Genomic DNA, 21,626 nt, shown 5'->3' with positions numbered 1-21,626 from the left:
ATGTGTGGTATCGTCGGATATATCGGTTCGAAAGAGGCCGTTTCCGTTTTAGTCGGCGGTTTGGAAAAGTTAGAATACCGGGGCTATGATTCCGCCGGGGTGGCAATTCCCGGAGAAGACGGCATTGAAGTCATAAAAAAAGAGGGCAGGCTGACCGTTCTGAAGGATAGACTAAATGGACAAAGCTACAGCGCCAATGTAGGGATCGGACACACCCGCTGGGCGACACACGGGAAGCCTTCCGATGAAAACGCCCACCCCCATACCGACTGTACCGGAAAGTTCGCCGTCGTGCACAACGGTATTATTGAAAACTACCTGAACCTTAAGGATTGGCTGCAGTGGCAGGGGCATACCTTTGCCTCCCAAACTGACACCGAAGTGCTTCCCCACTTGATTGAGCATTTTTATGACGGCGACCTGGTGGAAGCAGTTTTGAAAGCGGTGTCAAAACTGGAGGGTTCTTACGCCATGGTAGTGGTTTCATCGCATGAACCAAATAAACTGGTGGCAGTGCGGCAGGACAGTCCCCTGGTTATAGGGTTGGGCGACGGGGAATATTTTCTGGCCTCCGACATACCCGCCTTCTTGAATTATACCCGCCACACATATGTTCTTAACGACGGAGAAGTGGCCGTACTGGAGACCGGGCAGATCAATATCATGGACAAAAACTGCAACCCAGTAAATAAAGATGTTTTTGAAGTGAATTGGGAAGCTAAGCAAGCCGAAAAGAGCGGCTACGACCACTTCATGCTAAAAGAAATTTTTGAGCAGCCCAAAGCAATCAGGGATACCATCCGCGGCCGCATCACGGCGGACAACTCAGAAGTGGTTCTGGAAGAGGTCAAAATGACCCCGGAAGAAATCAAGGGCTTGAAAAAAATCTTCATTTCCGCCTGCGGCACCGCCTACCATGCCGGTATAGTGGGCAAATACGTTATCGAAAAACTGGCGCGTATCCCCGTGGAGGTTGATATTGCCTCAGAATTTCGCTACCGCCACCCCATTATTGAGCCCGGCACACTGGTAATCATCATCAGCCAGTCCGGTGAAACCGCCGACACACTGGCCGCGCTGCGGGAGGCCAGACGGCAGGGAGCGCGGGTGGTCGCCGTAACCAACGTGGTAGGCAGTTCAGTATCCAGGGAAGCCGACGATGTTATCTATACCTGGGCCGGCCCCGAAATTGCCGTGGCGTCAACCAAGGCCTATACGACACAACTGCTGTCCATGTTCCTCCTGGCTGTGCGCCTGGCGACCGTGCGTGGCGAAATGAAGCCGGAAGAGGCTAAAGAGATAATAAATGAAATGAAGATGTTGGACACCAAAGCCCAGGCCATTCTGGACAACTCGGTGGAGATGCGGGAATATGCCAGGGAATTGGCGCGCAGCAAGTGCGTTTTCTTCTTGGGCAGGGGGCTGGACTACGCCGTGGCGATGGAAGGGTCCCTGAAGCTGAAGGAGATTTCATATATTCATGCCGAGGCCTATGCCGCCGGCGAACTGAAACACGGAACCCTGGCTCTGATTGAGGAGGATGTGCCGGTCGTGGCCTTAACCACCCAGGACGATCTTTTCGATAAGATGGTCAGCAACATCCAGGAAGTCAACGCCCGCGGCGCCGCTGTGCTGGCCCTCGCCACCGACGGTCGCACAGAAGTGGAGAAGGTGGCCGGCCGAACTTCTTACATCCCCAAGACCCACCCGGTCCTGGCCCCGGTTCTGGCCGTGATCCCCCTGCAGTTGCTGGCTTATCATACTGCGGTAGAGCGGGGATGCGACGTTGATAAGCCAAGGAACTTGGCAAAGAGTGTGACAGTGGAATAGAATATCAGAATATAGTTCAGATTTGATCAAATAAAACAAAGTTGTACACTAAAAAGTAATGTTGGAAACTAAAAAATAATGTTGTGCAACAAGAAAATAAAGTTGTAGACTTCTGTAGCGCTTTGGTTTATAATGGGAATAAATAAGAGAACAGGTGTTCCCAGATGGCAAAGCGTAATAGGGCTACTACAGCCGCTAAAATTGAAAAGATGATCAAGGAAGGACGCGGTCAAGGTTATGGCTGCGACTACCTTCCCTGGCGCACCATTCGTGATGTACCTTCTCAAGGATTATCCACTCGTGTTGCAGGTTGGAAAACCGGGAGAGTACATCATTTTTTATCTCAAGGAGAACTCGATTATTTTTATGTCCTGGACTGGTCGGATGTGGTAATGGATATTCGTGAACAATACCCGCTTCCCCTCGAAGCTACACAGGAGATCGCAGAAAGATTGGGAATTAAGCATCCTACAGATCCCAAGACTAAGGAAGCTTTTGTTATGACCTCGGACTTCCTGATTGACGTACAGGTGAACCATCGTGTGGAACTAAAGGTACGGGCATTAAGGTCAGCTAATGAGCTTAGTTCCAAGCGAAAGATTGAAAAGCTGGAAATAGAGCAGACATATTGGAAGGAGCGAGGAGTCGATTGGGGTATTGTCACGGAAAACGAAATCCCGGAAGCCCTAGTAAAGAATGTGAAGTGGGTTCATTCTGCAAAGGATTTGTCGAATTCTCCAGCGATCACTCCGAAAATTCTTGCCCAAATTGAGCCGGTACTTTTTAATCATGTCATGAAGCCCAAGATGCCTCTTGCACATGGGGCTCTTGAAGTGGATGCTATATTAGGATTGGAATCTGGAAGTAGTCTGTGGGTTGTTCGGCATTTCATTGCCAATCGGGTGTGGATGGTGGAAATGAATAAGCCTATTGATACCGGTAAGCCGATGGTTGTTATCCGCTCAAAACAACCTGTTAACCAAGTAGGTGAACATGTATGACAACAACAATAGCTATAAATACGATTATTGAGTGGTTGGATGGTGGCGAAGGGAGCAATCGACTTGAACGGGTGCTCTGGATTGATGCAAAGGGAAAGAAAGTCGTTGTCTTTGCCCTTTTAAATCCGAAGGCTCTCCCGGAATGGAAGGATGTTGTGGAAATTGAAAAAGCCTTTGCCGACGGGATAGCGATTAAGCGAATAAGTGACCCGTATACTGCCCTGGCTCTGCCTGATTCGAAGATTTTGCAGAAACACCGTGAACGGCGGGATCGTGCATGGGAAATAATTAAAGATCTTGTGGCGGATGAACCGGGTATTTATAAATCGGAAGGACGGGGGCGTCTATTACATCACATATCCGGACAATATGGTGTCCAAACGAAAACAGTTTATAAATATTTGCGTAAATACTGGGCCGGGGGTAAGACAAAAAATGCCTTATTACCTGCATATGATCGGTGCGGCGCTCCTGGTAAAGAGCGAAAAGCGACGGAAGGCAAGAAAAGGGGACGGCCTCCTAAGATCGCTAAATTGGATAATAAAAAAGCCGGCATTAATGTCGATGATGATGTTAGGAGAATATTTCGGATAGCCATTCAAATGTACTATAATAACAAAAATAAAGCCCCTTTAAAACGGGCCTATGATTTAATGATTGAAAAACACTTTAATAATGGATACCGTGAGGAAGGAAACATCAAGATTCCTATTCTGCCCGTTGTTTCGGAACTACCAACCTTTGGACAGTTTCGTTATTGGTATGCCAAAGAATTAGACTTGCGCCAATCGATTACTGCCAGGGAAGGTAAACGTGGGTTTGCTTTACGGCATCGGGCCGTTTTAGGGAATTCGACACGGATGGCAATAGGTCCGGGCTCTATCTATCAAATTGACGCTACAATAGCCGATGTATATCTGGTAAGCAGCTTTGATCGCTCACAGATTATTGGAAGACCCGTAATTTATGTGGTTATTGATGTTTTTAGCCGGATGATTGCAGGATTATATATTGGTCTGGAGGGACCCAGCTGGATTGGAGCAATGATGGCTTTGGCCAATGCAGCCACGGACAAGGTTACCTTTTGTGCAGAGTACGGTATTGAATTATCCGGCCAAGACTGGCCTTGCCATTACCTCCCGGAGACCATTCTGGCAGACCGAGGAGAAATGGAAGGGGTCAATGCTGATAATTTGGTAGATTCTCTGAACATTACTGTAGCCAATACACCCCCATACAGAGCCGACTGGAAGGGAATCGTCGAGCAGACATTTCGCCTGGCCAACCTGAAGGCAATTCATTGGCTTCCAGGGGCCATAAAGGAACGTTATCGCGAAAGGGGAGAGCGGGATCACCGTTTAGATGCAACGCTGGATTTACACCAATTTACAAAAATAGTGATACTAACAGCTATTAACCACAACATGCATCACCGTATCGAGTGGTATTTACGGGATGAATTTATGATTCAAGAACACGTTGAGCCGATTCCTATTGATCTGTGGAAGTGGGGGATTAAAAACAGGAGCGGTCACTTGAGGGAAAAGTCACCCGAAATAATCATGCTGAACCTTATGCCGAAATCAGAAGCCACGGTTACTTTTAAAGGAATTCGCTTTAAAGGAATGTATTACAGTTGCGAGCGTGCCATCCAGGAACAGTGGTTTGAAAGGGCCAGAGCTTATGGTAATTGGAAGGTACACGTATCCTATGATCCTCGAAATACCGATATAATTTACTTGCGTATAAAAGGTGGAAAAGAGATTGAAACCTGTCAATTGCTAAAAGCCGAAGAGCGATATAAGGGACACCGTCTGGAGGAAGTTTTAGATTTACTGGAGTTTGAACATATGCAAACTTCATTATATGCTAACAAGCATATGCAATCTAAGGCGGAATTAAATGCTCGCATAGAAGCCATAGTGGCAGAAGCCAAAGAGCAGACAGAATTTACGCGTTCCAGTGAAATAAGTGACCGGCAGCGGCTTAAAAATATCCGTCGGAACAGGTCTAATGAAAAAGAGCGCATTCGGAAAGAAGAGGTATGGGAGTTTGAGAAAGACAAAGTTTCAAGTACTAACAAAGCCAGTAAGCATAATGCTGTGAAACACCATGGGATAACTCCTTCTGAACATGTTGAAGAGAGTACAGGGTGTAAAAAAGTATCTCGGCAAAAGGCATTTCTTGACATATTGAAAGGCCAGCGCAAAGGGAAGTGATGAAAATATGATTACGGAACAGATTTATGGGCGAAATGTTTTTATTGGTAATCAAATATCTGCGAAATATCATTTGACTGAAGAGGCGATGTACAGGCATAATGCGTTTATTGAAGCCTTACCACCTGTTTTAATGCCGGAAGAAGCGGCAAATCGCATTCGCCGGAAGCCTGTCTATGACGAAGCGGGTCGCTATTGGAATGCCCAGAGGCGCTTACAGTCTGTACAAACGATAACCAATTATATCGAACCATTACCCATTCATTTGGACTTGGAACAACGGTTTTCCAGGATGATCCGGAACGGTTACATGGCCCGCAATCCAATTTCTGCTGAGTGGATAAAGCAAATGAGAGCGGGGTTTCGCGATCTTGATTGGGGCGCGGGCGAAGATGGCTATGTGCCGATTATCCGTTCTTCTGCGGCTGGGTTTTCTATTATCGGTACCAGTGGTGTCGGTAAAACCACTGCCCTGGATAGTGTTTTGTCCCTTTATCCCCAGGTGATCGTGCATACCGAGTATAACGGACATAGCTTTGACCGGACGCAACTGGTATGGCTGAAGCTGGACTGTCCTTTTGACGGTTCCCTGAAAGGCTTGTGCTTAAACTTTTTTCAGGCCATTGATATAATCCTTGGTACACGATACTATCAAAAATTCGGAAACAGCCGTCGTACTGTTGACGAGCTTTTGCCGAATATGGCCCATTTGGCTGCGGCTTTGGGGTTGGGTGTTCTGGTAATTGACGAAATCCAACGCCTTAATGAAGCAAAAAGCGGTGGGGCAGCAAAGATGCTGAATTTTTTTGTGCAGATGGTGAATACCATTGGTGTTCCTGTTGTACTGGTAGGTACATTTAAGGCGCTACACTTTATGACCAGGGAGTTTGCCCAAGCCCGGCGAAGTGCCGGTCAGGGAGATTTGATATGGGCCAACCTTGCCCGGGATGATGTTTGGGACTTTTTTATCGATGGTTTATGGGAGTACCAGTGGACAAACGTTTCTTCCTCTTTAACTCCGGCGTTAAGACAAGTGTTATATGAAGAATCTCAAGGGATCGTGGATATTGCTGTCAAGTTGTACATGCTAGCCCAATGGCATGTAATCGGACAGGAAGATGAACGAATTTATCCCGGCCTGATCCGGGATGTTGCCAGGGAAAGTCTTAAATTGGCCAAACCGATTCTTGATGCCCTTAAAGCGAGAGATATTCAGAAACTTAGCCAGATCAGCGATATTTATCCGCCGATTCGCAATCTGGACGAATATCTCCACCGCGCTACAGACCGCATTACAATCGAGGGAACATTGAATACTTTGCGTAATCAGCAAAAGGCGGAGAAAAATATTATGGATGATGACGCGGAATCGCTTATTATTCAAGTGGCACGGTGGCTGGTCGAGGCGGGAATCGAACCAAAGACAGCCAGGGAATGTACCGTTAAAGCGTTGAACCGGCACGGTTCAGGAATTAATCTGAAATTGGTGATGCAAGAGGCGTTTACACTTGCCGTAAAATATTTAGCGAGCCAGGAAGATGAAAGCTCGGAAAAAGAAGAATCTAAGCAAGAACCGAACCGCCGTAAGCGGAAAGATAAGGTAGTCTCTTTATCAGGCGACCTGCGAGAAATTGTGGAGAAAAGTAAAAAGAAAGGCATCCCTGCTTATCAAGCACTAAAGGATGCTGGCATGATCAAGCCAGCAAGTGAGTTCCTGGCCAGGTAGGGGGGAAGTGAAGTCATGTTACCGTTTTTCCCGACGCCTTATCCAGATGAAATCCTTTATAGCGTCTTCGCCAGGTATCACATGTGGAGCAGAAATATGAGCTTAAAGGATACGATGATGGACCTTTTCGGCTGCAAAACGGCCTGTGCGGTGATGGATCTGCCGAATCGTCTGGAGGCATTGTATAAACGTTTACCTCATGGCTCTCTGATTACGCCGGAACTTGTGATCAATCGGCACTCTTTGTTTCCATTATTTAGACCATTTTTGCCAAAAGAAAGGGCTAACAAGATAATTCAAGCGATGAAAGGTTCAAATGGGGGGCAGATCCATACGATGATTGGTATCATGGCCAGCAGCATTACTTCTCCAAGGTTTCTCCGTTATTGCCATGAGTGCATGCAGGCCGATGAGGAACAATACGGTGAACCATATTGGCACCGGATCCACCAGGTATTTGGCGTTCAGATCTGTCCTGATCATAAAATCTGGTTAACCGAAAGCGATGTCGCGGTTTCAGCCCAGCAAAACAAACATGTCTTTCAACCCTTAATCAAAAACTATAAACAAGAGCAATTAAAGTCGTTTAACCCAGAAAATGATTTCTCGCACTACCTGGCGGTTGCCGAGGCGGTTCATTGGCTACTCAATAATGAAGCCCCGATACTCGGTTTGGCAGAACTTCGAAATCGATATATCAACCACTTGCAAAAGATAGACCTGGCAACATATACAGGCAGGGTAAGACAGCGAGACCTGATTGAATCGTTTAAGAGTTTTTATGGGCCGGAATTTCTTGTACAAATGAATAGTGCAGTTGATTATGATCATCAGGACAATTGGTTAAGTAAGCTGGTCCGAGAACCCAGGATTACTACATATCCCATACGTCACATCCTTTTTATGAGGTTTCTTGGCGTAATGCCGGAGAAATTTTTGACCGGTAGGAAAGAGCGTTATCTTCCTTTCGGCCGTGGACCTTGGCCTTGCTTAAATGCGGCAGCAAACCACTACCGTCAGCCTGTCATTGAGCAATGTAGCTTAACCCGGGATTATGATACAGGATTACCTGTTGGCACCTTTTCATGTAGTTGCGGGTTTACTTATTTAAGATGCGGGCCCGATCAAAAGGAATCAGACCGATATAAAATTGGGCGTATAAAATCATTTGGCCCTACCTGGGAAAAAGAATTGATTCGTCTGGCGGTAGTAGAGAAAAAGGGACTACGAGAATCTGCACGGCAACTTAATGTAGACCCGAAAACTATAAAAAATCAATTGAAAAAAATACAAGACCAAAGTAATGACCAGTTAATAAATGATTTATCAATGAGGGATTTTCAAAGCGAATTGAATAAATATCGAGCCCGTTGGCTGGAGATTGCGGAGCATAATCCTGGCAAAACGAAGACGGAACTGCGCCGGTCGACAAAAGCAGAATATGCTTGGCTTTATCGGCATGACCGTGACTGGCTAAATGATCATTCACCTACCCCGATACGCCGGATGAAATATACTGACAGGCGCGTGAATTGGGTTAAACGCGACGAGGAATTGGCGGAACGGGTGTCCATGGCAGCGCAGGAGATTAAACAGGTGCCCGGTAGGCCGGTTCGTTTGACTATTAGTTCAATAGGTAAGCGGGTTGGGGAACTGGCGCTACTGCAAAAACACTTGGAGAAGTTGCCGAAAACCAAGAGTATTCTTCAAGAAGTGGTTGAAACGGCGGAGAATTTTCAAGTTAGACGAGTAGAATATGCGGTAGAAAAATTGCGTGAGCAGGGGGAATTGCTGCGAACGTGGAAAATCGTCCGCGAGGCGGGGCTTCGACCGGGGTATTCTGAAAAAATAGAACAGCAGATTCAGAAGGAAATAGAAAATTTATGAACTATCGTGAAAAGTGGGAGCCTACATTATAGTCTCTTTTTTGATAAACTCTTTTAATGATAAGCGGGTGTTATGAGGAAAAATTACCAGAACTCCCTCAGGCCATACCACTCTATCTCCAAATCGATCCTGTCGCACTGATCCAGACGGGTTACGAATATTCGGTATTGAAGTTATTGGTGAACTCCAGGATAGCTGGATTATCGGTGCTTCTGCGGATATAAATCTTGGCGAGCTGCGAACAAAAATCGAGCAGTATGCCAATGAGTAAGGACGTTCAAAAAATACTGCGGCAAAACTTTCGGAAATTGTACAAGGAAAACAATGGCTAATTAATTATATATTATGCCCAGAGCTTTTTCAAGAGTGGGCTAAGCACCCACTTCCTGTATGATGTCATCTACCAGCTTGCAGCGAGATTTTTGGCCGGGCAGTATGTGACGTCCTCTTTGAAAAGTCTTTTTTATTTGACTAAGGGTAAATGAAGTTATTTATGATATTTAAAAAATAACTTTATCTGTGAAGCATAGTAGTTTTACTTATAGTTTTGATGTCTGGAGGAATTTGTTTTTTTATGTTGAAAATAACAAAATAGTGTTTTATGAAAATTGGTTGAAAGGGGACCAATATGGCTGAAGAAAAAAAACTAATGCCTTGTTTGCTTGATCGGGAAATTAGCTCCGTAGAATTTGATGCTTTTGGTCACAGACATTTTGCAAAGGCACTAGAAGGTCTTATTGAAAACTCCAAGAATGAACCACCTTATAGCATTGGCTTGTTGGGAAAATGGGGTACCGGTAAGAGTTCAATTAAATCACTTTATTTATCCTCTTTAAAGGATGATTCAAAAAGAGTTGAGAAGATTCACACAATTACTTTTAATGCTTGGCGATGCGGTGGAGAAGATATCAAGCGTGCTTTATTAAGGAACGTTTTTCTTAATATCGGTGGAGATGAATTACAACTAAAGGATGCCCTATTTCATCAGATTGAAAAAACCTTAACTGAAAAAAGAAAATGGAAAGATATTCTCCGTGATGTTTTTGAAAAATGGATTTGGAGTTTGCCACAATTAATAATAATAACGTTTACATATTTAATTATCTTAATATCATTATATTTAATCCTAAGTAAACTTCAAATATCAAATGACTGGGTAAAAGGCTTTATATCAGTTATTTTATTTGCATGTGGGGTTCCTATAATTAAATTTACCTTTGATCTAAAGCATTTTTTAATTCCCCGATCTTCTAATATAACTAGAATAGAACCACCTAGCACAACTAATGAAGAATATGAAGATCTTTTAATTAAGCAGCTAATTAAATACAAAGCCGGCGGGACAATCCTAAAAGAAGGCAAGAAATGTGAGCGACTTGTAGTTTTTATAGATGACCTTGATCGACTCTCTGCGGAAGAAATGGTTAGTGGTTTAGATGCGGTTAGGGCTTTTATGGAAATCCCAAAAAATCAGATGCCGGATGGATTGGGAATTGTTTTTGTTATTTCCTGCGACGAAGAGAGGGTGGCAAACGCTTTAGCCAATCGCCGACAGCATGTCAATATATCAGGCCTTTTGAATACCGGATTTAGCCGCAGTGATGCACGTCGTTTCCTTGATCGTATTTTTCAGTATCGTCTTGAGATTCCTCAATTCCCCAAGCGAGATATGCGCGATTATGCGATGAAAAGAATTAGTGAATTACCTGAGATAGTTCAAGATTTTAAAGATAGGGGTGTGCCTCTCGAAAATATTATTGACAGAATGATTCACCCGGGTGTACAAAGTCCGCGAAATGCCTTGCAAATTGTAAATGCTTTTGTACAGTCCTGGTGGTTGGCACGACAACGTGAGCGCGATGGTGCAGGAACAGAACGCCCTGGTGGTCTACAGGAAGGTGCAGTAACCAATCATCCGTTTTCACTTGCAGCGCTTTGTGCTCTGCGTGTAGATTTCCCCGATTTTTACAGCGATCTCCAGCAAGAGCCTAATCTTATCAATAGATTTACGGATGTTTTTATACGCAGCTTACCTATTGAAGAACAGCCGGAATCAGCCAAACATCTTTTGTATAAATATTTTGATCACCAGAGTAATGAACTTAAAACTGATTATCGCCCTCTACGTCAGTATATTGCCAGCCTTCAAGGTCTTCGGTGGCCATCCACCCTACTACCACTTTTACTTCTTTCACAAGACCCCGTGACAAGAAAATATGGTGATGGAGCTCAGCGTATTAATGATGCCTTCGTCTCAGGTGACTACCAGGGGGTTCTCGTAGAATTAGGCCGAGATAAAGACTCCAGACCTCTAACAAGTGAAGACATGCGGTTGCTCCGTGAATTAGAGGAAGAACTACATCATGAAACAGATGTCAGGCAAAATCATGCCGCGGCAGTCATAGCGGTCTTGTCTAATCGTTTCCCCAAAGAACAAGCACATATGCTTTTAAGTCCGCTTGCGCGCCGGCTAACGATTTCACCTGAATTGAGATGGCGGCTCGGTATTGAAAAAATACAAGACATATTACCATTTATCACAGCTGAGGAACAAAAAGATATAGCTGGAAGGTTGATTGAAGATTTACTAAGAACTGAAGGGGATATTACTTTTCGCTTGGAAAGTGGACAGCCTCCTTCTTACGACGAAGCTGTCGAAATGGCACGCCAGGCCTGTCTTTTAGTTTTATGGGTGAGAAAGCGAAACGGCCTGGACGAACAATCTGACAGTGCATTTTTAAGTTGGCTCGAAATAAGACGTGTTGCAATTAGAAGTAAAGAATATATATTTCCTTTCAGCGAATTAGAAACATGGATGGATGAAAACCAAGAACATTTATTAAGTGCCCTCGGGGGCCGCTATACAAAATTACTCGCTGCCCAGATGGAAAGTGAACAGACTCAAGAACTTAAAACAGATGTTGTAATGGGAAGAAGTCGTAGCGTTTTTCAAAGCTTATGGGATGCAGGTGAGGAGAGCCGGATAGAGCTATGGGATTTGTTGACCAGGTATGTGGCGGTTAAGATGAAGGAAGCGGTTGCTCTTGCCTGGGAATTAATGAGACGATATCAAAAAGAGCCTGATTCTAATGCTCTCACCTCATTTATCATGAGTTTTGCTAATCGTCTTAATAAAGATATGGAGGATGATAAAAACTGGGGTCTTGATTGGGAAGACGGAGCATTGGCTCTGCTGAATATTGTTGAGGGGCGAATAAATGATATCGGTAATGAGGCCCAACAAGCTCTCGTAGCTCTTGCAATTAGCTGGAGCAATGTGGTTGAAACTTCAGCTTTCTCAACCTGTTTAGTAAGTACATTACAAAACATTAATAAAACGCTTACAGGAGAAATCATAGCTAACTGGTCCGGACGTATATTGTTGGATCTTCCTGAACCCTGCATTAATTGGCTCGGCAACAATTTTATTAGTGGTCTTAATGATGAACAGCGCAATCAGGTAACTTCATATCTACAGGAAATGTCTCAGCCAAATAGTGTAACAGAGGAAAGAGGACAACATTATCAACGTTTCATGAGCCAATTGCCGGAGGAAGCTATAAAGTATGGAACTATTCAATCTCACTTACAGAATATGTTTTCACAGACAGCACGTTTATTGAATAATACTGATTATCTACATATAGTTTTTCCTGTATTTCCACGGCTTATCAAATATGGCCCGCTACCTCAAGCAGGATCCATGTTACATGGATTATTTATAAATGCAAGAAATAATCCAGCATTATTTGGTTGGCTTCACGAACAAATGGCTAAATATTGGCCCATGCAACAGGCTGAATTGAGTCCATATAACCCACAGCAGCTTTTCAATGATGCTCAAACGTTTGCTGCTCAGTACCCAAACAATGAAGCTTCTTATGGAATTATATATTCAATGCGGGAAATGGTACAGAGAGGTATTGTTGGTGAGGAAAATATTGCACATGTAATTGAGACGGCCTGTATACTGTGGCCATATCACCAGTTTCATTCTCTCAATACCTTTCTGGCGTTCAGGCAAGCCCCCAGCCCGTCGCGAATATCGGAACTTATGGATCAGATCAATATACAAGAGAAAGAAGAAATCGACCAACTTAAAAAAGCTTGGTCCCATATAGTAGGTATATTGAACGATGAGCAAAGGGTTGCCACAACAAAATTTATTTTGGGTAAAACGCCTAAGGGGACGGAGCAGGAGCCTGATCTATGTCTGCAAATATGGCTTGATTTGCAAAAAATGCACAAAGCCGATTTACTTAAAAAATCTGTAACCGATATTGAGTTAAATGACGAACAACGAAAACGTATCTGGTTACTTATTAGTCGGACTTCTCAAGAACTGGGAAATGATTTCTTTATTTCAGTTTTGCCAGAAGTTTTTAAGCTTCAAGAAATTCCTGAGACCGCAAGGACAATTTTTGAAACCAAAGAGGATATAAATAAATTGTTTACTTCAAAAGAAGAACAGTACGATCTTGGGGTGACATTACTTAGATGTTTTATTACCGTTACATCGCAAGTAATTAAAAATAAATTTGCAGCCTGGATGAAAGATTTAAAGGTTGGCGCCGTATTTCGCAACTTAAGGAAATATGAGGAGCTTACCGAAGACGATCTTGCAATACTAATAAGTTTTTTCCCGGAATCAAAATTGTTAGATAAAATTCAAAGAAAAGTAGGGTAATGTATAAGGGGGAAAGTCTAAATTTTATATAATTTAATTAATGGCGAAGTATTTATAAAATGAACATGGCAAGTATTTAAATAGCTATTACACTAGAACTGACCGGTAAGTTCTCCGGTTATTTATTTTTTACGTGTGAGCTCCCGTTTACAGCTTGGTGCCCGCCCGATAAAAAAGATGGGAGGGAAAATGATATGGCAGTAAATAAGGAATGCCGCAAGAGCACGACCGCCCGACCCTTGGAGCGAGTTTTCAATCACAACCCCATAGGTCCTGGACCGGTGACCACAGAGGAAGGCTTGACCGGTCCAGGTCCTGTGGCTTCCTCATTACTTTTATTTGCCACAATTTTTACCAGCAATATTAATAATCAATTCAGGTAAATAATTGGAGGTTTATTTATGATTTTGTAGAATTTTCATGTGAGCTATTTTGACTGTTCTGCTTAAAAGAAACGGATAAAAATGGATATAATATTATTATGAATTGATATTATAGATTTTCACATAAGGATTAATATCTTTTTGGGGGAAAAAATTATGCTTGATTTGAAACTGCGGGCGGAATTTTTAAACGGGCATATGCGTGATACTGCCATTGTCTTTCGGAGGGACGATGGTACCGGCGCATTAGATTTACCTAGTGAGGATTTTTTTAGAATTACCTACCCAGTTGTAGATTTGCAAAAAGCACTATTTGCTATCAGTGAAGCGGGAACTGGCAAGCCTGTTGTTCTTATTGGCGACAGGGGGCGCGGTAAATCTCATATCATGGCAGCTCTCCACCATGCTGTCGTTTCGCGTGATGTGGTGGAGACGTGGGCACAAGATTGGGGACAGCGCCTGAGAAACGATAAGCTGATAAACTTACAATTATCCTCAGGTTTTTATCCAATAACCGAAGCAGTTCATAATAATGAATATGAATATCTATGGGACCTGCTTTTTGAGCGCCATCCTTCTGGGCAAAAAATGCAGGGGAAATTTGAGGCCTCGGGAGTGCCTGTTCCAGCCAGATCGTTAATGGAAGAGATGTTTTCTCTACAACCAACAGTTCTTATTGTTGATGAGTTTCAAACTTGGTTTGATGGACTTAACGATGAGCCAGGTGATACCGGTCGTAAACGTCGCACCTGGACATTTAATTTCATACAAAACCTTTCGGAATTATCAAAGGACCGCCCTGATATCTTTAGGTTTATAATTTCTGTTCGTAACAATCAAACTGATGCCTATAGGCAGGTCCACCGTGATAATCCCGCACTGGTTGATTTCAAAGGGGTTACAGCGAAAACTGATCGTAAACGGTTGGTTTTGCATAGGCTTTTTGAAAACCGGCGTAATATTCCAGATAATGAAATACGCCAAGCTACAGCAGTATATGCCGCTGAACGGTTTCGATTGCTCTATAGCCATTTACCGGCAGCAGAATATGACCGGATTCATAATGAAGTGGTGGAATCATGGCCCTTTGCACCTGAGTTAATAGATTTATTAGAAGATCAGATTTTACTTTCAGAAGCAGCCCAGGGCTCCAGAGATTTGATTAAGGTGCTAGTACAGATATTTAAGGCTACACCGGAAAGTAATTGCATAATTACACCGGCAGACTTTGCAGTAGATAATGTTGACTGCGGTGTCCAGTCTTTGCTGGACGCTATTTCGGATGAAAAGCAAGACCGGCTAAGAGAAATTGCTCAGCGAAATTTAGAGGCTGTCATTCAAGCAGGTGTACAGGCCCCGAACGCCAGAGGAATTATCAGCGCATTATGGATGCGGTCCATTTCTCCTGGCATAAAAGTTGGTGGAATTAGAGAAGAGTTGCATTTAGATATTACAAGGTCATCTGTAATCGACGACAATATTTTTAATGATGAACTGACTCAAATAAAAGAGAACTCCTTCAATATTCATGAGGAGGAAGGTGTTCAGCCTCGCCTTAGGTTTAAAGTCGAAGAAAACGCCAGGGCAAAATTATTGGCCTCGGCAAAAAATGATAAGTTATTCGAAGATGGTAGTGATAAAGAATACATGCGTAGTACATTACGTTATGCATTAACACCTGTAGCCGCTGAGTCTGTGGCAAGAGTAATTGTCCCGGGACCCTCTTGGTTAACCTCACCGTGGGAGGGTCTGGATGAAAATGACCAACCAGAGCGCTGGGACAGACCGGTTTTATTTGTAGTACCTGCAGTCACCGAAAATTTTAATTCCGACCTGGGCCTCTGGCTGAAAAAACATGTAACGAAACAGCGGAATGTAGTACGTTTTCTTTTGCCTAAAGTTGGCACTTCCTCAATATTTGATGACAAAGAAATAGTTATTCAGGCCAGGGCTGCGTTACTGGGTAAACAATGGGGGAATAATGATGCACATTACAATAAAGAAGGAAGTAAATTCCGTACCGATTTAATTAAAGCCCTCAGTTCACGTTATGATCGCTTTGCCGTTTTACAAAGTTGGGACTTTCAAAACCCCCAAAATTGCAAATTTACTTTTGAGCAGATAACAAAGAGTGGTACAGAAATTGTAAATGAAGTGGAAAAAGTCATAAGAGAAAATTTGTTTGCATTCGAAGACTTTGAAATTATGGTAGGAGAAGCTGCTTCCAATACCCAGACAGTCGGGGCGTTTCTTACTGAGTTAAAGGAACCACCGGTGAAGCCTGGTGTTGAGCCTGTACCTTATTTGGGAGAAATCTATATTTATGAGCAGATATTGCGGGTGGCTGCATCAGGGAAAATTTATCTTAATGTAGGCGGTAGCTGGCTGGGCAAGAAAGATGATCATGCAAATGATCAGGTAACTTTGCAGATGTTACGGACAAAGGCATCCAAACGTGGTAAGGAGCTATATGACATTATATTAGGTACAGCTGACGTAGTAGGTGCTGATACCGTGATTCCGCCGCCACAACCACCGACAACGACACCTCCGATTCCTACAGACCCAGTTGTCCCGCCTGTTAATGGACCAGGTGTTCCAGTTCCTGAGCCACCAGGCGATGGCCCGATATGTGGAGGAACCATTGGAATTCCCAGGAACGGTACACCCGGGACTACAATGGGGATAAAGCCTCCTACTGTTAAACGAAGTGAGGAAAAAACAACCCTAAATCTTTCCGGTGAATTTGAAAACTGGGGATTGGCTACAGCAGATAAATTATCCCTGGCAAAGCTGGAATTTAAAGGCCTTACAGTCAAAGAACTAAAAGCCTTGTTGCAAAAATTACCGCCGACCACCCGGGCAATTTTGGAAGTTACCATGCCGGAGGGAAAAGATTGATGGGTAATATAAACAAAGAGTTATTGAATAAACAACAAGACTTATTGATTAATTTATTAAATGATACTAATAGCCAGAATTGCTGGCTGGCTATAATCAATTATCTTTTAGAGATAGCCCCGGAAGTAAGTCCGACCATGCTGCATCAGGCTACAGTAAAACTGGATAGGTTACTGGCAGAGTCGGCCTGGAATCTATGGCATGATTTTATAGATTGTGTAACCAGTACAGCGGAGGCCTTAAAAGGCTGGTGGGAAGATAACTCTGTAGGTGGCAGGGCTATACTGATCCTTGACGCTTTGTCTTTGCGGGAATTGAAACCGTTAATTGAAAATGCCAGGGCTAATGGGTTGGATCCTGTTTCTGTAAAAATAACAGGAGCTGAATTACCAACGGAAACAGAACAATTTGCCAAAGCTTTAGGTATGCCATCCAGAGCGAGCCTTTTTAATAATGGTGCTACAGATTCTTTCCTTTTGGGAGGGAAGACCACCCGGACCGATGTATTGACATCTCCTTTTCAGGACTGTCTAGGAGACGTTCCTCCTTCGCCGGATATATTTATTTGGCACTGTTGGCTTGACGACTTAATCCACCTTTATAAAAGGGAACCCGAGGAAGTAGAGAATGCTGTGCAACAGGAACTTACCAGTCCAGGCTTTTGGCAGTTAGTCAATAAAATGCGAAAAGGCAGGAAACTGGTTATTGCTTCAGATCATGGCTATGCTAATTGCAAATTATTTTCCAACGAAGAAACTGAACAACAAGCTAAAGACATTTTAATTAAATATTTTGGCGCAAGCCGTTCATGTGTGGCTGATACTCCGTTCCCTGTCGGTTTTATGCCTGCATTGGCCACAACCATAAATAATCACCATATGGTGCTGGGACAAAGGCGCTGGAAGATACAGGGAGGTTACCCCCACCTGACACATGGAGGGTTAACAGTTTTTGAGGTATTGGTACCATTAATTGAATTTCCGGAGGAAATGTAATGGCAGCTAGACGAAAAAGCAAGTCAACAAATGGTGATTTACAACTAGTTGTTGATAATGAGCAGCTTAAAATTTTAGAGAGTCCCAGCTTAAACTTTAATGAAACAAAAAGCACTACCAAAAAAATTATTCAAAAAGATGCTCCACCCAATTTAGGAAAAGCAGTTCGTCTAAAGGTACCGGATTTTTCTGATCCAGACCGTCCCAAAACCTGCCTTGAGGTGGATTTCCCCATAGCGCCAATTAATGCCTTGTCAGCCCTGGAAGGTAACGCTGGTAAACCTATTTATCAAATGTCAAAATGGTGGGCACGGAGACGGTCTTCAGTTTTTAGATCAACCTTGATAGCAGCTGCCACCGAGGCCCCTGAAGATCCTGCCGAAGCTGCGAAAAAAGTGTGGGAGCATTACTATGCAAACCACCAGAAGGCCGGAAATTTTAAAAATCTTAAAGTTTTAGATAACTTTATGGGTGGTGGGACCACTCTGGTTGAAGGAGCCCGCCTGGGCATGCAAATGTACGGGGTTGATTTAAACCCTGTAGCATGGTTGGTAGTGAAAAACGAACTGTCTTGTTCAGACCCGGAAGAGGTTGCTAAACTTTTTGAACATATTGAGGCTGAAGTAAAGCCTCAAATACAGCCATTTTATACAACTACCTGCCCCCGTGGGCATAAGGGCAATTGGATTGATGTACGAACAAATGAAATAGCATCTGTGGATCCTATCGATTTGCCACCAGAAGAAAGACATAATTATCGCTGGGAAGGGCCGGAGGTTATCTATACATTTTGGGCCAAACATGGCCCTTGCCCTGCTACCGGCTGTGGCCACCGTACACCCGTTTTTCGCTCGCCTGTTGTAGCGGAAAAAAAGTTGTCCACCAGTTACATTGAATTAAAGTGTCCCTCCTGCGGTACGTCTTTTCATGCCGAATTGGGTGAAACCCGGATGGCGCCGGGAGCGCCCAGGGTTATACTGCCGGGTGAAGGTAAATTTACGGAGCTTTCTCAAGCGTATGCCCGGGGTTTAAAAGATTACAGTAAGGGCAACGCCGGTGAAAAACTGGCCGGAATATTACGGTTGTTGGAATCCGCCGGCGATGAACCAGGCTTGTGTTGTCCTTCTTGTGGAACTTTTTCAGGTGAAAAATTAATTACTGAACTGGAGCGCCAGCGGGGTAAAATAAAAGGTTATGTCAACAATGAGCCCGTTTATGACTTCAAGTCCGGTAATGTTGATAAAAAGGCGTTGGGGATAGGGCGTAAGCCCGTATACATGACATTGCTCATTCATCCGGAATGGCTTAAAGGGTCTCCCGGCACATTAAATGAGATGGATTTGGGCGGTTTTGCCAAAGCCACGGCGGAACAAACGGAAGCCTGGTTCCGTGAGCGGTTGAAAAATTTGGAACTGATTGAAGTGCGCGGCCGCATCAAACTGGACGAGGATGATTCGCATGCTTATTTTGATGAAGAGGAGTACGCAGGAGAAGACGGTGAGGGCAATGTCCATGAACAGGATTTAAATAGCGGTGAGATTGATGATGCTGATGTTGATACCGACCGGAAAAAATATGGATTGCCGAGATATTTAGAACTGCCTGACGGCACTGTTATGGATACGCGCCAGGGCACTGTGCCAGGTAAAAGCAAGTTTACCTGTCAAAATTCAGCCTGCGGGCGTGAGAACGATTTGCTCACTGCTGTGAAAATGAGCCTTTCACTTAACGATATGGCTGAAGCATTGAAAGCCGGCGGCTATGCCCCTGAATGGGTTGATCAGTTGCGGCAATCAGGTAGGCTTGCTTTGGTGCGACAGGCAATAATAGCAGGGGAAAAAGAGGACAAAGAGATAATTGAACTGGCCGCTGATTCGAATTTCAACCAAAATGCCCTCGAGATAGTAAAAGACACCCGCAGGACAGCACCGGTAGCAACATACGCACTGCAATGCCATTGTCCGGCATGTGAAGCGGAGGGCTATAATTACAACGGGCGTTACTTTAAGGCACCGGATGATTATGATCTAAGGCGAATAATTTTTGCTGAAAGAGAATGGGCTGAGCGTAAAAATGGTGATTTGTTTGATTATTGGCCAAAGGAGAGGCTTCCATATGCCTGGATGACGCATCATTTAAATGGTGGTATTCCCAATTGGGGTTATACACATTGGTGGACAATGTTTAATCCTAGACAGTTACTATTGCATTCTTTGGTTCTAAGGTTAAGCATATTAAAAATCAAAGATCACTCTTTAATAGATTTGCAGCAAGTCGTTGGGGGTTTAAGTCAGGCATTAAATTTTTTAAACTTATTTTGCACATATAATATTAAAAGAGATCACAATAACCAATTATTTGCAAATAATAATTTTTACCCAAAGCAAACAAATATTGAAGTAGCGCCTTTCGGTACTTTAGGTAATGGAAATTATTATTCAATTAAGAAAAATGTTATTAATGGACTAAATTGGCTACAAAATACTTGGGATGTTTACATAAGTAATGCATCAGATAATAAAAGCAGCAAACATCTATTTACAAATGAGATACTAAAAAGTATTGAAGATATATATTGTTTTTCTTCTACTGATTTAAATTTCTGCCAAGATAATATGATTGACATGGTAATAACTGATCCGCCTTTCTCGGACAATGTATTTTACGCTGACTTGGCAGATTTCTTCTACGTCTGGCTACGAATACCGATGTTGAAATGGTATGAGGACAAACCGGAAGCTGAATATTGGCGTTCCACGGCTACACCAAAAACTCTTGAAGCAATAAGGAACAGGGCTGAACACCCGGATGACCGGGAAGAGTGGGAAAAGAAGCCGACTATAAAAGCCGACCACCTACAATATATAAGGGATTATATGCAGGATAATGCGCTTAACATTGGTGACCCAAACCCTCTCTATCGCACGGAACCTGCGACGGAATTTTATGAGAATACTCTTACAGCCTGCTGGATGGAAGCAAACAGAGTTTTGAAGCCCGGTGGACTGTTGGCCTTTACCTTCCATCACAATGACGACAGGCAGTGGGAGGCTGTTTTGCGCAGTTTATTTGAGGCTGGATTTATTTTAGTAGCCACTTATCCTATCCGTAGTGACGAAACAAAAGGAGAGGGAGGTGCCTTTGGCTCGCGCAAAATCGAGTATGACATTCTCCATGTTTGCCGCAAGCGTTTGGAGGATCCAACACCTGTATCCTGGGCCAAAATGCGCCGCTGGGTTAAAGAAGAAGTTAAAAACCAGCAACGTATCCTTGAATTATATCGCAACCAGGATATTTCTGAAGCGGATATCAGGGTGGTTTTACGAGGGAAAGCCCTAGAATTTTACAGCCGTCATTACGGTCAGGTTTTTACCGGGAGCGGTGAGGTTCTCTCCATAAAAGATGCGTTATTAGGAATAAATCAATTGCTGGATGACACTGGCGGTGATCTTGTCAAGCGGCCTCCGGAATCTGCACTGCCTGTTACACGGCTATTTTTAAGCTTATTTCAGAATACTGAAACGTTACCCCGGGATGACGTGCACAAAATGTTAAGGGGGACAACGGTCACAATAGATGATTTGATAGAACTGGGTTGGGTTGTGGAGGTTAATAAAAAAGTATCGGTGGTACCGTTAGAGCAGAGATTTGCTTTTTTGACCCGGCCTGGAAAACGTAGGGATTCAATAAAACTAGATCTCGACATTGCCCATTTTGTTATCGGGGCAGCCTTTCCTAAAAGCGGTATAGATATTCAAAAGGAATTGAGTGAAGAAAAACTAAATTATAAACCTCCTGTTGAGGCTATTTTAGGTTGGTATGCAGAAATGTCTCCGCATTTACACATCAGGCAGGCGTCTGAACTTGGTAGGCGTTTATTGCAAGGCTGGAGAAAGAACAATCTAATTAAGCCTACTAAACCAAAATTCGTTCAATATGCCTTAGATTTACGCGAAGAAGGGGAGGTGTATGACGCTTGAGAGAGATAAGGGGTAAT

The 21,626-nt window shown here is 43.5% G+C and carries 10 protein-coding genes; all 10 read left to right on the top strand.

Going from position 1 to position 21,626, the window contains the following annotated elements; all coding sequences use genetic code 11:
• The 10 genes from glmS (at position 1) to L7E55_RS09155 (ending at position 21,609) form a co-directional block, all read left to right on the top strand.
• Positions 1 to 1,830: a glutamine--fructose-6-phosphate transaminase (isomerizing) gene (glmS, locus tag L7E55_RS09200; protein ID WP_277443856.1), complete on the top strand. Its 1,830-nt coding sequence runs from the start codon at positions 1 to 3 to the stop codon at positions 1,828 to 1,830.
• Positions 1,831 to 1,994: 164 nt separating this feature from the next.
• Positions 1,995 to 2,831, top strand: coding sequence for a TnsA endonuclease N-terminal domain-containing protein (locus L7E55_RS09195; protein WP_277443855.1), 837 nt, complete (start codon positions 1,995 to 1,997; stop codon positions 2,829 to 2,831).
• Positions 2,828 to 5,050: a Mu transposase C-terminal domain-containing protein gene (locus L7E55_RS09190; RefSeq protein ID WP_277443854.1), complete on the top strand. Its 2,223-nt coding sequence runs from the start codon at positions 2,828 to 2,830 to the stop codon at positions 5,048 to 5,050. The genes L7E55_RS09195 and L7E55_RS09190 overlap by 4 nt, the downstream gene beginning before the upstream one ends.
• Before the next feature lie 7 nt (positions 5,051 to 5,057).
• Positions 5,058 to 6,776 carry an ATP-binding protein gene (locus L7E55_RS09185; protein ID WP_277443853.1) on the top strand — a complete coding sequence of 573 codons (1,719 nt, stop codon included), beginning with the start codon at positions 5,058 to 5,060 and terminating at the stop codon, positions 6,774 to 6,776.
• A gap of 15 nt (positions 6,777 to 6,791) precedes the next feature.
• Positions 6,792 to 8,663 (top strand): TnsD family transposase, encoded by a 1,872-nt coding sequence (locus L7E55_RS09180; RefSeq protein WP_277443852.1) that lies wholly within the window; start codon positions 6,792 to 6,794, stop codon positions 8,661 to 8,663.
• 628 nt (positions 8,664 to 9,291) lie between these two features.
• Positions 9,292 to 13,350: a KAP family P-loop NTPase fold protein gene (locus tag L7E55_RS09175; RefSeq protein WP_277443851.1), complete on the top strand. Its 4,059-nt coding sequence runs from the start codon at positions 9,292 to 9,294 to the stop codon at positions 13,348 to 13,350.
• Positions 13,351 to 13,544: 194 nt separating this feature from the next.
• Positions 13,545 to 13,733 carry a hypothetical protein gene (locus tag L7E55_RS09170; protein WP_277443850.1) on the top strand — a complete coding sequence of 63 codons (189 nt, stop codon included), beginning with the start codon at positions 13,545 to 13,547 and terminating at the stop codon, positions 13,731 to 13,733.
• 156 nt (positions 13,734 to 13,889) lie between these two features.
• Positions 13,890 to 16,634, top strand: coding sequence for a hypothetical protein (locus tag L7E55_RS09165; RefSeq protein ID WP_277443849.1), 2,745 nt, complete (start codon positions 13,890 to 13,892; stop codon positions 16,632 to 16,634).
• The gene (locus tag L7E55_RS09160) at positions 16,634 to 17,629 is read left to right on the top strand and encodes a PglZ domain-containing protein (protein WP_277443848.1); all 996 of its coding nucleotides are present in this window, start codon (positions 16,634 to 16,636) and stop codon (positions 17,627 to 17,629) included. The genes L7E55_RS09165 and L7E55_RS09160 overlap by 1 nt, the downstream gene beginning before the upstream one ends.
• Positions 17,629 to 21,609, top strand: coding sequence for a hypothetical protein (locus L7E55_RS09155; protein ID WP_277443847.1), 3,981 nt, complete (start codon positions 17,629 to 17,631; stop codon positions 21,607 to 21,609). Before L7E55_RS09160 ends, L7E55_RS09155 begins: the two co-directional genes overlap by 1 nt.
• Positions 21,610 to 21,626: the final 17 nt, after the last annotated feature.

Source organism: Pelotomaculum isophthalicicum JI (assembly GCF_029478095.1).
In the GTDB taxonomy this organism is placed as follows: domain Bacteria; phylum Bacillota; class Desulfotomaculia; order Desulfotomaculales; family Pelotomaculaceae; genus Pelotomaculum_D; species Pelotomaculum_D isophthalicicum.
This window is presented reverse-complemented; position numbering and strand designations above follow the sequence as displayed.